This is a genomic window from Streptomyces sp. NPDC001100 (assembly GCF_053598575.1).
Genome location: NZ_JBSFKO010000007.1, coordinates 254,316 through 268,001, shown reverse-complemented (window position 1 = coordinate 268,001; position 13,686 = coordinate 254,316). Strand labels below are relative to the sequence as shown.

The following is a 13,686-nucleotide window of genomic DNA, read 5'->3' as shown; positions in this document are numbered from 1 at the left end:
CCGCCTCAATGCGGTCCGCCACGGCAAGGGAGAGTACGCGCCACACGGCGCGCTCTACAGTGGCGCCGGGCAATGGGATCAAACGATCTACCACCTTACGCACCTACCACCCCCCAACGCAAACCAGCTCTCCTTGACGTGCGTCACACCCGCCCCCAGGTCCTGTCGCCACATTCCCGTCGTCGCCCGGAGGGCGGCCTCACGGCGTCAGGTGCGTGCACGGCGTCGCGAGGCAGACGGGGCAGACGGGACTGTGACGACAGGGCCTACGCCGGTGACCCGGCCGCCGGCGCCGGCTCGCGGTCCACCAGCTGCGGGGCCGGGTCCTCGTGCGCCGAGGACGAGGGCTCCGCGACGGTCGGGTCCGGGGACGGCTGCTGCTGGCTCGGCGTCGGGTCCGGAGGCGGCGGCGTCCGCGACGGGGTCGGCTGCGGCGCGGCCGTGGTCGGCGCGCCCGGCTTGGCGCTCGTACCCGGCCTCGGCGGCGCGGACGCGGACGGGCTCACCGCACCCGGCGCCGACGGCGAGGCCGAACCCGACGCCGACTCACCGGGCTTGGGCTTCCCGTGCCCGTGCTTCCCGTCCCCCGCCGACCCGTCGTAACCGAGTCCGCCGCCCGGCGCCCCCGAACCGCCGTCGGGCACCTCACCGGCGTGCCGCCCCGCCGAGTGCGAGGGCTTGGCCCCGCCGCCCGCGTCGTCGCCCACGCTCATACAGCCGGCGGCAGCGGCGACGACGGCGACCGCTGCGGCCAGACGGACGGGTACGTACATGGGGCGCACGGGGCCACCTCCGAGGGCGGAAAAAGGAGTCGCCCTCTCAACTCCCGCCGCCCACCGGAAGACACGCGCCCCGCGCCCGTCCCACATTTCCGGCCGGGACCTGCCCCGCCGAGGCGGCAGCGGCCAACGCCTCCGCCGTCGCCGCGTCCGCCGGCAGGAACGCCTCCAACTTCAGCTCCGCGAGGGTCACATCCACGGCCGTCGCGAACGTCGTCACCGTCGTCATCAGCCGCAACTCCCCGTACGACGACCGCAGCCGCAACGGCACCGCGAACCCCAACTGCCCCTCCGACGCACCCAGTTCCGGCACATACCCGGCCAACTCGGCCCGCAACTCCGGCAATCCGCCCAGCCGCACCACGATGTGCCGCGCCCACTCGGCCAGGTTGAGAATCCGCGGCGCCACACCGTCCGGATGCAACGCCAGCCGGTACACATTCGCCCCCGGCCCCACCAGCTCCGCCGCCGCACCCTCCGTGATCACCCCGAACGCGCTGTTGGCGTCGACCAGTCGGCCCTCCCGGTCCACCACCACCGCCGGATACGGCAGATGCCCGCGCAGGATGTGCCCGATCGCCGTCCGCACCGGCGCCAGCACCGGCCCCTCCAGCGAGCTCTCCGCGTACACCGGCGCGAACCCGGCCGCCAGCAACAGCTCGTTCCGCTCCCGCAACGGCAGTTCGAGCGATTCGGCGAGCCGCACGACCATGTTCCGCCCCGGCACCGACCGCCCCGACTCGATGAAACTGACATGCCGCTGAGTGGTACCGGCCCGCGAGGCCACCTCCAGCTGACTCAGCCGACGACTCGTACGACGCTCACGCAGCACCTGGGAAAAGTCCACGCCCCAGTTCTACGACGCCCCACCCCAACCGGCCATTCCGTGCAGGGAATTGAGGCCATACCCGCGGGCGACGACCATCGGGCCATGAACACCGCCAACCCCGCCGACACCGGCGTACCGCCCGCGCCCACCAACAACCCCATCGGCACCGGCGTACAGCCCCCGACCGCCAACAAGCCCATCGGCACCGGCGTACTGCCCCCGGAGGCCACCGAACCCATCGACACCGGCGCACTGCCCCCGCCGCCCACCAACCCCGTCCGCCTCGGCGTGCTGCTCCCCACCGGAACCGCCCAATGGGCCAAGGACGACGACCCGCGCGACCTCATCGCCCTCGGCCGCACCGCCGAACACCTCGGCTTCACCTCCCTCTTCGTCAACGACTCCCTCATCACCCCCCGCATCGAAGCCCTCACCCTGCTCGCCGCCCTCGCCCCCACCACCGAGACGGCCACCCTCGGCACCGGTGCCCTGCTCCCGTTCCTGCGCCGGCCCGTCCAGACCGCGCAGACCCTCGCCTCCATCGACCTCCTCTCCCACGGCCGCCTCACCCTCGCCGTCGGCGCCGGCTTCCCCGGCCGCTTCGGACGCCCCTTCTACGACCTCTCCGAAGTCCCCTGGCCCCGCCGCTTCGCCCGCCTCGACGAGACCGTCCGGCTCTGGCGGGCCCTCTGGCAGGGCGCCGACAGCTTCCACGGCGAGTTCCACCACTTCACCGATCTCCCGCCGGCCCTGCGCCCCACCCGCCCGACCGGCCCACCCGTCTGGCTCGCCGGCGCCACCCCCACCGCCCTGGCCCGCACCGGCCGCCTCTACGACGGCTGGCTCCCCTACCCGCCCGACCCCGCCGACTACACGAGGGGCCTGCACGACATCCAGGAGGCGGCGACAGCGGCGGACCGCGGCCCCGAGGCCATCACCCCGGCGCTCTTCATCACCGTACGAATCGACGACGACCCCCGCACCGCGCGAGCCGCACTCGACGACTACGCCCGAGCCACCTACGGCATGCCCCTCCCCGAACTGGAGAAGATCCAGGCGGTCGCCGCGGGCACCCCGGAGCAGGTGGCGCAACGCCTCCACCAGTACGTCACCGCGGGCGCCCGCCACCTCGTCACCCGCCCCGCCGCCCTGGACCTGCGCACCCAGCGCGAGCAGATGCAACGCATCGCCGCACTGATCCCCGACCTCCCGACCCCGTCACCGCCCCGAACCCGCGTCCGTCCCGGACAATAGGCATGTGCTGGAAATGACACGCGAGGCGTTCGAAGAGCTGGTGAGCGAGGCCCTGGACCGGATCCCGCCCGAACTGACACGGGTCATGGACAACGTGGCCGTCTTCGTCGAGGACGAACCCGACCCCGCCGACCCCGAACTCCTCGGCCTCTACGAAGGCACCCCTCTCACCGAACGCGGCGAGTGGTACGCCGGGGTCCTCCCCGACCGGATCTCCATCTACATGGGCCCGACCCTGCGCCACTGCGCGACCACCGAGGACGTCGTCCACGAGGTCGCCGTCACCGTCGTGCACGAGGTCGCCCACCACTTCGGCATCGACGACGAACGCCTCCACGAACTCGGCTGGGGCTGAACCACTCCCTCGGCCCTCCCCGCATATCCACCCCCACTCCTGGGCATACGGGACCAATGGCCAGCGTCCCCGTCGCAGCCCTGAACCGCCTCCGCCGGGCCCGGCGCGCCCTGACCAACCACTACCGCGCCCGCCACCCCCGCCCCACCCTCGAACTCGTCCCCCAGCCCCACCCCTGGCCCCGCGCCCTCGGCCTCATCACGGTCGTCCTCGTCGGGGCCTGGCTCGGCCTGCTCATCGTCGGCAACGTCCGCGCCCAGGTCGGCCCGATGAACACCACCATGACCCTGCGCCCCTCCCTGACCGGCGGCACCAAGATCAACATCTCCCCGCTCGGCGCCCTCTCCCTCGACAGCCACCACGCCCCCGTCCGCCTCGACGTCAACGTCGACCAGCTCGACCCCGAACGCTCCCAGGCCCTCGTCGACCACCCCGAACGCATCTCCGGCCTCCAGGACGAAGTCGCCCACGACGTCGAACACGGCACCCTCGACCTCGCCGTACGCTCCTGCGCCGCCGTCGTCCTCGGCGCCACCACCCTCGGCCTCGCCGTCTACCGCCGCCCCCGCCGCGCCCTCACCGCCGGCGGCCTCGCCCTCACCCTCCTCGCCGCGTCCGGAGCGACCGCCTACGCGACCTGGAACCCCAAATCCATCCTGGAACCCAAGTTCTCCGGGCTGCTCTCCTCCGCCCCCTCCGTGGTCGGCAACGCCCGCAGCATCGTCACCGAATTCAACGTCTACCAGCAGGAGTTGGCCCGCCTGGTGACGAACGTGACCAAGCTGTACGACGTCACGTCCACGCTCCCCGCCTACCAGCCGGACCCGACGACGATCCGCGTGCTCCACGTCTCGGACATCCACCTGAACCCCGCGAGCTGGAAGATCATCGCGTCGCTGGTGGAGCAGTACAAGGTGAACGTCATCGTCGACACCGGCGACACCATGGACCACGGCACGGCCGCCGAGAACGGGTTCCTGGACCCCATCGCCGACCTCGGCGCCCCCTACGTCTGGGTCAGGGGCAACCACGACTCCCTGGTCACCCAGCGCTATCTGCGGCGCATGAAGAACGTGCACGTCCTGGACGAGGGCCGGGCGGAAACGGTCGCGGGCCTGCGGTTCGCCGGCATCGGCGACCCGCAGTTCACCCCCGACCGCTCGGTCGCCCCCGGCGGCGACGCGGCCGAGGAACTCGCCGGCGACCAGCTCGCCTCCTCCCTCCGCGACCAGCGGACCGCCGGCACCCCCGTCGACATCGCCCTGGCCCACGAACCGACGGCGGCACGCCAGACCGACGGCGAGGTCCCGCTCGTCCTCGCCGGCCACATCCACCACGAGGGCACCGAGGTCATGAAGCACGGCACCCGCCTCCGCATCGAGGGCTCGACCGGCGGCAGCGGCCTGCGCGCGGTGGAGGGCAAGTACCCCGACCCCATCGAGGCCTCGATCCTCTACATCGACCGCGACACCCACCGCCTCCAGGCCTGGGACGAGATCCGACTCGGCGGCCTGGGCCTGACGACGGCCGAGGTCAGCCGCCACCTCCCGAAGGAGAACCTGCCGGGCGCGACCCGCTCCCCCAGCCCCTCTCCCACACCTTCGCCCTCGGCCCCGTAAACCGTTTTGGCGATACCTCCCGCCATCCCATATGCTTCTCACGTCCCCGACGCGCTGAGAAGCGCCCAGGCGGGCCGATAGCCCTCATCGTCTAGCGGCCTAGGACGCCGCCCTTTCAAGGCGGTAGCACGGGTTCGAATCCCGTTGGGGGCACGCAACACCGTGTGCGACACTGGCTCAGCCAGTCCGCACGCAACAGCTGGGTCCTGTGGAGCAGTTTGGAGTGCTCGCCACCCTGTCAAGGTGGAGGCCGCGGGTTCAAATCCCGTCAGGACCGCTGAGGTTTCCCCGGAAGCCTCGTGGCTGGGTAGCTCAGTTGGTACGAGCGATCGCCTGAAAAGCGATAGGTCGCCGGTTCGACCCCGGCCCCAGCCACCGGATCGAAAGCCCTGTCCCACCGGGACGGGGCTTTCGTCGTAACCCGGACTACACAGGGTGGGGCGCGATGGGCCAGGACATCGACCTGGAGAAGACACGGGCGCGGTACGGACTGCTCGCGGTGGTCGGCAGCAACATCGCGATCACGGCGGTGGCGGTCTTCGGCGTATGGCAGCTGAACGGCGACCGCGCGGTGATCGTGGGCGTCCTGACCTCGGCGTTCACCGCGATGGCGGGACTGACGACGGCATACCTGGGCATCAAGGCCGTTTCGAACACGGCCCAGTCGATGTCCAAGGAAGCGGGCCGCCAGCAGGACGCCGAGCGGCAGCAATCAGCCCGTCCGGCGCTTGCGGACGGGACCGTCCAGGCCGACGGAGGTCCGGGAGCGGAGCCCTTGGGGACGGCGGGCATTCCCTCGCCCACCACTCCGACAACGGCACCCTGACTCACCCGCACGCCCCCTCACCAATCCGCCCCCACCAATTCATTCGCCAGGAATTTCGCCGAGGTGAGATCCTGGACGGCGTATGTCTACGCACCCCGCCTCCGCGCCCGGCTCGTCACCTTCCGGTACCGCCGGTCCCGGCGCCCCCGCCCTCGGCGATCTCGCCCCCCGCCTGACCGAGCTGACCCTGCGCGACGCGCACCGGCTCGGGCGCAGGCTCGAAGGCGCGCGCAGGATCCGCAAGCCGGAGGCCCGTGCCGCCGTGCTCGCCGAGATCGAGGGCGAGGTGGCCCGTGGCGAGGAGCGGATGGCCGCACGCCGGGCCCGCATTCCCGCGATCTCGTATCCCGAGCAGTTGCCGGTCAGCCAGAAGAAGGCCGACATCGCGGCAGCCATCCGTGATCACCAGGTCGTGATCGTGGCCGGCGAGACCGGCTCCGGGAAGACGACACAGATCCCGAAGATCTGTCTCGAACTCGGTCGTGGCGTCCGCGGCATGATCGGGCACACCCAGCCCCGTCGTATCGCCGCCCGGACCGTGGCGGAGCGGGTCGCTGAGGAGATGGACACCCCGCTCGGCGAGGCCGTCGGCTGGAAGGTCCGTTTCACCGACCAGGTGAACCAGGAGTCGACCTTCATCAAGCTGATGACGGACGGCATCCTGCTCGCCGAGATCCAGACCGACCGCGAACTGCGCGCCTACGACACGATCATCATCGACGAGGCGCACGAGCGGTCCCTCAACATCGACTTCCTGCTCGGCTATCTGGCCCAACTGCTGCCCAAGCGCCCGGACTTGAAGGTCGTCATCACCTCGGCGACGATCGACCCGGAGCGTTTCTCGCGGCACTTCGGCGACGCCCCGATCATCGAGGTGAGCGGCCGGACGTATCCGGTCGAGGTGCGCTACCGCCCGCTCCTCGAAGACGACTCCGAGGACTCCGACCGCGACCAGATCACCGCGATCTGTGACGCCGTGGAGGAGCTTCAGGGCGAGGGCAAGGGTGACATCCTGGTCTTTCTCTCCGGGGAGAGAGAGATCCGCGACACCGCCGACGCGCTGGTGAAGAAGAACTACCGGTTCACGGAAGTCCTGCCCCTCTACGCCCGGCTCTCGCACGCCGAGCAGCATCGCGTGTTCCAGCAGCACACGGGCCGAAGGATCGTTCTGGCGACCAACGTCGCCGAGACGTCCCTCACCGTCCCCGGCATCAAGTACGTCATCGACCCGGGCTTCGCCCGGATCAGCCGCTACAGCCACCGTACGAAGGTCCAGCGGCTGCCCATCGAGGCGGTCAGCCAGGCAAGTGCCAATCAGCGCAAGGGGCGTTGCGGCCGTACGTCGGACGGCATCTGCATCCGGCTCTACTCCGAGGACGACTTCCTCGCCCGCCCGGAGTTCACGGATGCCGAGATCCTCCGGACGAACCTCGCCTCCGTCATCCTCCAGATGACCGCGGCCGGCCTCGGCGAGATCGAGAAGTTCCCGTTCATCGATCCGCCGGACCACCGCAACATCCGCGACGGTGTCCAACTCCTCCAGGAACTGGGCGCGTTGGACCCGGGCGAGAAGGACCCGCGCAAGCGCCTGACGCAGACGGGCCGCAAGCTGGCCCAGCTGCCCGTGGACCCGCGGCTCGCCCGTATGGTCCTGGAGGCCGACAAGAACGGCTGTGTCCGCGAGGTCATGGTGATCGCCGCCGCGCTCTCCATCCAGGACCCGCGTGAGCGCCCCGCCGAGAAGCAGACCCAGGCCGACCAGCAGCACGCCCGTTTCCGGGACGAGACGAGCGACTTCCTCGCGTTCCTGAACATGTGGCGGTACATCCGCGAGCAGCAGAAGGAACGCGGTTCGTCGGCCTTCCGGCGGATGTGCAAGCAGGAGTACCTGAACTTCCTCCGCATCCGTGAGTGGCAGGACATCTACAGCCAACTCCGCACGGTGGCCAAGCAGATGGGCATCCACTTCAACGAGGAGGACGCGGCCGAGCAGAGCGTCCACGTCTCCCTCCTCGCGGGACTGCTGTCGCACATCGGCATGAAGGACGTGAAGGACGGCGCGAAGAACGAGTATCTGGGCGCCCGCAGCGCCAAGTTCGCGATCTTCCCGGGTTCGGCCCTCTTCAAGAAGACCCCGCGTTTCGTCATGTCGGCGGAGCTGGTGGAGACTTCGCGCCTCTGGGCCCGCGTCAACGCCAAGATCGAGCCCGAGTGGGTCGAGCCGCTGGCCGGCCATCTCCTCAAGCGGACGTACAGCGAACCGCACTGGGAGAAGGACCAGGCGGCGGTGATGGCCTTCGAGAAGGTCACGCTCTACGGCGTCCCGATCGTCGCGCAGCGCAAGGTGAACTACGGCCGCATCGACCCGGAGGCGAGTCGCGAACTCTTCATCCGCAACGCGCTGGTCGAGGGCGACTGGCGCACGCACCACAAGTTCTTCGCGGACAACCGCAAACTCCTCACCGAGGTCGAGGAGTTGGAGCATCGCGCCCGCCGCCGGGACATCCTGGTCGACGACGAGACGCTCTACGACTTCTACGACCAGCGGGTCCCCGAACACGTCGTGTCCGGCGCCCACTTCGACTCCTGGTGGAAGCACAAGCGCCACGAGGAGCCCGAACTCCTGGACTTCGAGCGCTCGATGCTCATCAACGAGCGTGCGGGCGACATCAGCAAGGACGACTATCCGGACTCGTGGCGGCAGGGGCCGCTGAAGTTCCGGGTGACGTACCAGTTCGAGCCGGGCGCGGACGCGGACGGTGTCACGGTCCACATCCCGCTGCACGTCCTCAACCAGGTCACGGACGAGGGCTTCGACTGGCAGATCCCGGGCCTGCGGGAGGAGGTCGTGACGGAGCTGATCCGTTCCCTCCCGAAGCCGATCCGCCGCAACTACGTACCGGCACCGAACTTCGCCCAACGCTTCCTCAGCCAGGCGGTCCCCCTCCAGGAACCCCTCACCACCACCATGGCCCGCGAGTTGAAGCGGATGGTCGGAGTCCCCTTCACGGCCGACGACTTCGACTGGTCCAAGGTCCCGGACCACCTCCTCATCACCTTCCGGATCGTCGACGAGCGGCGCCGGAAGATCGCCGAGGACAAGAACCTGGAGGCGCTGAAGCTCCGGCTGAAGCCGAAGGCGCGGCAGGCGATCTCGCAGGCGGCCGCGGCGACGGCGGAGCGTGAGGGCGGGGAGTCCCTGGAGCGGAAGGGCCTGACCGACTGGTCGATCGGCACGTTGTCGCGCGTCTTCGAGACCCGCCGGGCGGGCCAGCCGGTGAAGGCGTATCCGGCCCTGCTCGACGACGGCGACACCGTCTCCGTACGGCTCTTCGACACGGAGGCCGAGCAGGCCGAGGCGATGTGGAAGGGGACGCGGCGGCTGATCGTCCGCAACATCCCGGTCAATCCTGCGAAGTTCGCTTCCGAAAAGCTGACCAACGCGCAGAAGCTCGCCCTGTCCGCGAATCCGCACGGTTCGATCCAGGCGCTGTTCGACGACTGCGCGCTGGCGGCGGCCGACAAGCTCATCGGTGACTTCGGCGGGCCGGCCTGGGACGAGGAGTCGTACCGGAAGCTGTACGAGAGGGTGCGCGCGGAGATCGTCGACACGACGGTGCGCGCCGTGAGCCAGGTCCAGCAGGTGCTGGCCGCCTGGCAGGCCTGTGAGCGCCGCCTGAAGGCGGCGAACAGCCCGGCCCTCCTCCCGAACCTCGCGGACGTACGGGCGCAGCTGGACGCCCTCGTGAAGCCCGGGTTCGTCACGGCAGCCGGGATACGTCGCCTGCCCGACCTGATGCGCTACCTGGTGGCCGCCGACCGTCGTCTCCAGCAGATGCCGACCGGGGTCCAGCGGGACACGACCCGCATGGAGAAGGTCCACGAGATGCAGGACGAGTACGCGTGGCTCCTGGAACAACTCCCGCAGGGCCGCCCGGTCCCCTCCTCGGTCCGTGACATCCGCTGGATGATCGAGGAACTCCGGGTGAGTTATTTCGCGCACGCGCTGGGCACGGCGTACCCGGTCTCCGACAAGCGGATCGTGAAGGCGATCGACGCCGCCGCGCCGTAACGGCACCTGCACACAGGGTGAGTTCGACCAGGCGGGCCCCCCTCCTGTACAGTCTCGTCTCGCAGCACAACGCACCATCAAGTGCCGCGAAACCAGGTCCTGTGGAGCAGCTTGGAGTGCTCGCCACCCTGTCAAGGTGGAGGCCGCGGGTTCAAATCCCGTCAGGACCGCAGTGAAGCAAACAGAGCCCGGGTCTTCGGACCCGGGCTTTCGTGTGTTCCGATGCCCTCGCGGCCGCTACGGCACCCTTGACGCCCCCACATCCGCCAGGTACCCAGAAACCAGGCCCCGTTCCCGCAGGGTCACTGGAGGTGGCGCATGGCGGCTTCGGGCAGGCGTGAGACGCGGGCCCTGCTCCGTGCGCATCTGTCGGCCGCCAGCTCCTACCGCCATGTGACCCGGCACTGTCCGATCTGCCACCGGCTGCTGCGGCTGGTCCTGGATTCACCTCCGTCACCGGAGCCCCAGGACGCTGCACCGGACCAACTCCCCTAGCGCACATAGGCCGTAGGCAACAAGCCATCCGGCATGTGACGGGTGTCACCGCATAAGTTTTTGAAACGGTGGAACTTAAGACTCACCTACAACTGGTCAATTTAATATGTGCAATTGCACCCCTGTGAGCGATGGTCCACAGGAGATCCGACAGGCCTCCCCAGACTCCGACAAGGTCCCTCACAGGACCCCTCCCGAGGCGCGCACGGACCCACGACCAGCCCCACCACCAGCCCGCGACCAGGCACAAAAAAGATCGCGCTGGACCCGGCGGAGTCCAGCGCGATCTACGACGCACCCTGTGTTCAGATGTCTAAGAGCGTTGGGCGTGGGCCCTGTTGGGGCAGAACCCGCGTCGCTTGGAGCTGTGCTGTCGGGCGCTTGACCGGTTGGGGGACCAGCCGTTTCGCCCTTATTCAGTTGGTCAGGCTTCGCTGCGCTGCTGCGGAATGCCCGCGAGCAGTGCACGGACCTCCGCCTCGCGGTAACGGCGGTGTCCGCCGAGCGTGCGAATCGAAGTGAGCTTGCCGGCCTTCGCCCACCGCGTGACCGTCTTGGGGTCCACACGGAACATCGTGGCGACCTCAGCCGGGGTCAGCAGCGGCTCGGCATCAGGGGTGCGAGCGGTCATGAGCGGCCTCCTCGGGAGAACCGAACCTTCTCGGTTCTTTCCTCTAAATTCTGCACCTTGACCCGCGTTGCCCGAAATGGCGTGTGCGGGTCGAGTCGGTTATAGGACGAACGGCATGTCCTCGGCACTACAACTACACCATCTGTCCAACCGCTACGGCCAAACCGACGGAATTGCCATCCCAGGTGTCCATCAGCGACGGAAGCCGATGGACCATGCCATAACGGACAGTCACACCACTGTGACGATCAGTCACAGGGTGATCAGGAGTCATCGAGACCCCCCAAAGCACTCAATGCTGAGATTCCGCCCACAACGGGACGGACAGAGTCCTCCCCGGACTCCTTGTCCTATTTTGGCATGAGGGCGGGCAAGGGGCGCAAGGGATCCGCACGTGCGATCCGTCACCCTTGACATCAATCGTCCGGATCGGGACCTACGTCCCGTGTTGACGAACCGTAAGAATCCTATGCGCACTTGTTCGAAGTTGTCAGCCTCGAAGATCCTCGCGTCAGTTGGCCGAACGCCGGTCCCGGACCGACCGCCACCGCTCCACGAGCCGCCCGTACGCCTCGCCCGCCGCCGCCCCGTCCCCGGTCCGCAGCGCCTCGATGCCCTCGGCCACGTCCGCCGCCGAGTGGTCGTCCTCCAGCTCGCCGGCCGGCAGGACGTGCACGAGACCGCCGTAGTCCAGTTCCACCAGCGAACGCGGATGGAACTCCTCCAGCCAGCGCCCCACGTCCACCAGACCGTCGATCAGCGGCCCGTCGTCGATCGCGTCCTTCAGGGTCCGCAGCGCCCGCGCCGTGCGCCGCCGCGCCTGCACCATCGGCGTCCGGTAGCGCAGCATCGGCGGATCGTCCCCGGAGGCCTTGTCGTAGCGGCGCTCCTCGTCCCCGACGAGCACGAACCAGTTCAGCGGCACCTGCCAGGTCGCCGTCCGGATCCACGGCCGCGCGTCCGGGTTGCGGGTCAGCCAGCGCTCGTAGTCCTGGGTGGCCTGATGCCGTACGAGCGGCGGCAGTACGGCGTCCAGGACCGACGGCGGAAGTTCCTCCGCGAGGTCTCCCAGTGCCTGCCAGCCGCGCAGCCGGGTGCGCCAGGGGCAGACGCAGACCACGCCGTCGACCTCCACCACGAAGGCGTCGGCGCTCTCGTGCACCGGCACCGCGACCGGCGGGATGGGCAGCAAGTCGGCCAGCGCGCGGCGGAGTTCGTCCTGGTACGACGGACGGTCGGGCCGGCGGGCGTAGCGCGCCCAGTGGCCGCGCTCCGGCTCCGGGAAAGCGGCCAGCGGCTCGTAGACCCGCAGATAGGTCGCGTACGGGACGATCACCGAGGACACCTTCTTGGGCACGCCTGCTCCCTCCCCCGCCCGCCGTCAGGAAAACCTTCGGAACCCGCTCACGAACGGGCGGGAAAACTATGCAAATCGTCGCACGGACACACCCCTTCGGTAGGTGATCCTGAACACTGCACCGATGGCGGTCACACGCAGGCCCTACGCTCGTGCCACGGCACCCGCCACCCTTACGGGGGCCTGTCTCCAACCGCCGCCACTTACCCAGGAGTCACCACAGTGACCGACGTAGACAACGGCGTCCTGCACACCCTGTTCCACTCGGACCAGGGCGGTCATGAGCAAGTCGTGCTCTGCCAGGACCGGGCCAGCGGCCTCAAGGCCGTCATCGCCATCCACAACACCGCGCTGGGCCCCGCACTGGGCGGCACGCGCTTCTACCCCTACGCGAGCGAGGCCGACGCCGTCGCCGACGCGCTCAACCTCGCCCGCGGGATGTCGTACAAGAACGCCATGGCCGGCCTGGACCACGGCGGCGGGAAGGCCGTGATCATCGGCGACCCGGAGCGCGACAAGACCGAGGAACTGCTGCTCGCCTACGGCCGGTTCGTGGCCTCGCTGGGCGGGCGCTACGTCACCGCGTGCGATGTCGGCACGTATGTCGCCGACATGGACGTCGTCGCGCGCGAGTGCCGCTGGACGACCGGCCGCTCGCCGGAGAACGGCGGCGCGGGCGACTCCTCCGTGCTGACCGCCTTCGGCGTCTTCCAGGGCATGCGGGCCAGCGCGCAGCACCTGTGGGGCGACCCGTCGCTGCGCGGCCGTACGGTCGGCATCGCGGGCGTCGGCAAGGTCGGGCACCACCTGGTGGAGCACCTGCGGGACGAGGGCGCCGAGATCGTCATCACCGATGTGCGCGAGGAGTCCGTACGGCGGATCCTCGACAAGCACCCGACCGGTGTGCGGGCCGTCGCGGACACCGGGGCGCTGATCCGGGTCGAGGGGCTCGACGTCTACGCGCCCTGCGCGCTCGGCGGTGCCCTGGACGACGAGACCGTGCCGGTGCTGACCGCCAAGGTGGTGTGCGGCGCGGCCAACAACCAGTTGGCGCACCCGGGCGTCGAGAAGGACCTCGCGGACCGCGGGATCCTCTACGCGCCGGACTACGTGGTGAACGCCGGCGGGGTGATCCAGGTCGCCGACGAACTGCACGGGTTCGACTTCGAGCGGTGCAGGGCGAAGGCCGCGAAGATCTTCGACACCACGCTGGCAATATTCGCACGTGCGAAGGACGACGGTATTCCGCCGGCCGCGGCGGCCGACCGGATCGCCGAGCAGCGGATGCACGAGGCAGCCGCGCGGAACAGGTGAGGCGGTACCCGCCGGCGAAGACTTGGAGAGAACTCTCACGTTCGTCGGCGGGTCGCCTGCCAAGAAGTGGTTAAAATCGCGGTTGACCAGCGAGGACAGGGCACCTCGCGGGTCTTGTGGCCCGGCACGTGCTGCGGGCGACGTACCGTATGGGC

At 69.4% G+C, this 13,686-nt stretch carries 11 protein-coding genes and 4 tRNA genes; 11 read left to right on the top strand and 4 right to left on the bottom strand.

Annotation, left to right across the window (positions count from 1 at the left end; translation table 11 throughout):
• Nucleotides 1-266 precede the first annotated feature (266 nt).
• Together ACWDEW_RS13115 and ACWDEW_RS13110 are read right to left on the bottom strand one after the other, a co-directional pair.
• A complete protein-coding gene (locus ACWDEW_RS13115) occupies nucleotides 267-773 on the bottom strand; it encodes a hypothetical protein (protein ID WP_450512329.1) in 507 nt (168 codons plus the stop codon).
• 46 nt (nucleotides 774-819) lie between these two features.
• Nucleotides 820-1,626, bottom strand: a complete 807-nt coding sequence (locus tag ACWDEW_RS13110) for an MmyB family transcriptional regulator (protein ID WP_450512327.1) — start codon at nucleotides 1,624-1,626, stop codon at nucleotides 820-822.
• An 84-nt stretch (nucleotides 1,627-1,710) separates the two neighbouring features.
• Here ACWDEW_RS13110 and ACWDEW_RS13105 point away from each other — a divergent pair, with 84 nt between their 5' ends.
• The 10 genes from ACWDEW_RS13105 (at nucleotide 1,711) to ACWDEW_RS13060 (ending at nucleotide 10,229) form a co-directional block, all read left to right on the top strand.
• The gene (locus ACWDEW_RS13105; protein ID WP_450512325.1) at nucleotides 1,711-2,862 is read left to right on the top strand and encodes an LLM class flavin-dependent oxidoreductase; all 1,152 of its coding nucleotides are present in this window, start codon (nucleotides 1,711-1,713) and stop codon (nucleotides 2,860-2,862) included.
• Between the two features lie 4 nt (nucleotides 2,863-2,866).
• The gene (locus ACWDEW_RS13100; protein WP_450512323.1) at nucleotides 2,867-3,217 is read left to right on the top strand and encodes a metallopeptidase family protein; all 351 of its coding nucleotides are present in this window, start codon (nucleotides 2,867-2,869) and stop codon (nucleotides 3,215-3,217) included.
• A 56-nt stretch (nucleotides 3,218-3,273) separates the two neighbouring features.
• Nucleotides 3,274-4,836 (top strand): metallophosphoesterase family protein, encoded by a 1,563-nt coding sequence (locus tag ACWDEW_RS13095; RefSeq protein WP_450512321.1) that lies wholly within the window; start codon nucleotides 3,274-3,276, stop codon nucleotides 4,834-4,836.
• 80 nt (nucleotides 4,837-4,916) lie between these two features.
• Nucleotides 4,917-4,989: transfer RNA gene (locus ACWDEW_RS13090), tRNA-Glu, on the top strand.
• Nucleotides 4,990-5,038: 49 nt separating this feature from the next.
• Nucleotides 5,039-5,113 (top strand) — tRNA-Asp (locus ACWDEW_RS13085).
• Nucleotides 5,114-5,137: 24 nt separating this feature from the next.
• Nucleotides 5,138-5,211: transfer RNA gene (locus ACWDEW_RS13080), tRNA-Phe, on the top strand.
• A 70-nt stretch (nucleotides 5,212-5,281) separates the two neighbouring features.
• Nucleotides 5,282-5,662 carry a hypothetical protein gene (locus ACWDEW_RS13075; RefSeq protein WP_450512319.1) on the top strand — a complete coding sequence of 127 codons (381 nt, stop codon included), beginning with the start codon at nucleotides 5,282-5,284 and terminating at the stop codon, nucleotides 5,660-5,662.
• Nucleotides 5,663-5,744: 82 nt separating this feature from the next.
• Nucleotides 5,745-9,734: an ATP-dependent RNA helicase HrpA gene (hrpA, locus tag ACWDEW_RS13070; protein ID WP_450512317.1), complete on the top strand. Its 3,990-nt coding sequence runs from the start codon at nucleotides 5,745-5,747 to the stop codon at nucleotides 9,732-9,734.
• A gap of 95 nt (nucleotides 9,735-9,829) precedes the next feature.
• Nucleotides 9,830-9,904: transfer RNA gene (locus ACWDEW_RS13065), tRNA-Asp, on the top strand.
• Between the two features lie 148 nt (nucleotides 9,905-10,052).
• Complete coding sequence (locus tag ACWDEW_RS13060) at nucleotides 10,053-10,229, top strand: DUF6274 family protein (protein ID WP_450512315.1); 177 nt, start codon at nucleotides 10,053-10,055, stop codon at nucleotides 10,227-10,229.
• 424 nt (nucleotides 10,230-10,653) lie between these two features.
• Here the strand turns inward: ACWDEW_RS13060 and bldC are convergent, their stop codons facing one another.
• Nucleotides 10,654-10,860, bottom strand: coding sequence for a developmental transcriptional regulator BldC (gene bldC / locus ACWDEW_RS13055; RefSeq protein ID WP_003949541.1), 207 nt, complete (start codon nucleotides 10,858-10,860; stop codon nucleotides 10,654-10,656).
• Nucleotides 10,861-11,371: 511 nt separating this feature from the next.
• Nucleotides 11,372-12,217, bottom strand: a complete 846-nt coding sequence (locus tag ACWDEW_RS13050; RefSeq protein WP_450512314.1) for a hypothetical protein — start codon at nucleotides 12,215-12,217, stop codon at nucleotides 11,372-11,374.
• A 222-nt stretch (nucleotides 12,218-12,439) separates the two neighbouring features.
• On the opposite strand from ACWDEW_RS13050, the gene ACWDEW_RS13045 reads away from it, so the two are divergent.
• The gene (locus tag ACWDEW_RS13045; protein ID WP_450512312.1) at nucleotides 12,440-13,531 is read left to right on the top strand and encodes a Leu/Phe/Val dehydrogenase; all 1,092 of its coding nucleotides are present in this window, start codon (nucleotides 12,440-12,442) and stop codon (nucleotides 13,529-13,531) included.
• Nucleotides 13,532-13,686: the final 155 nt, after the last annotated feature.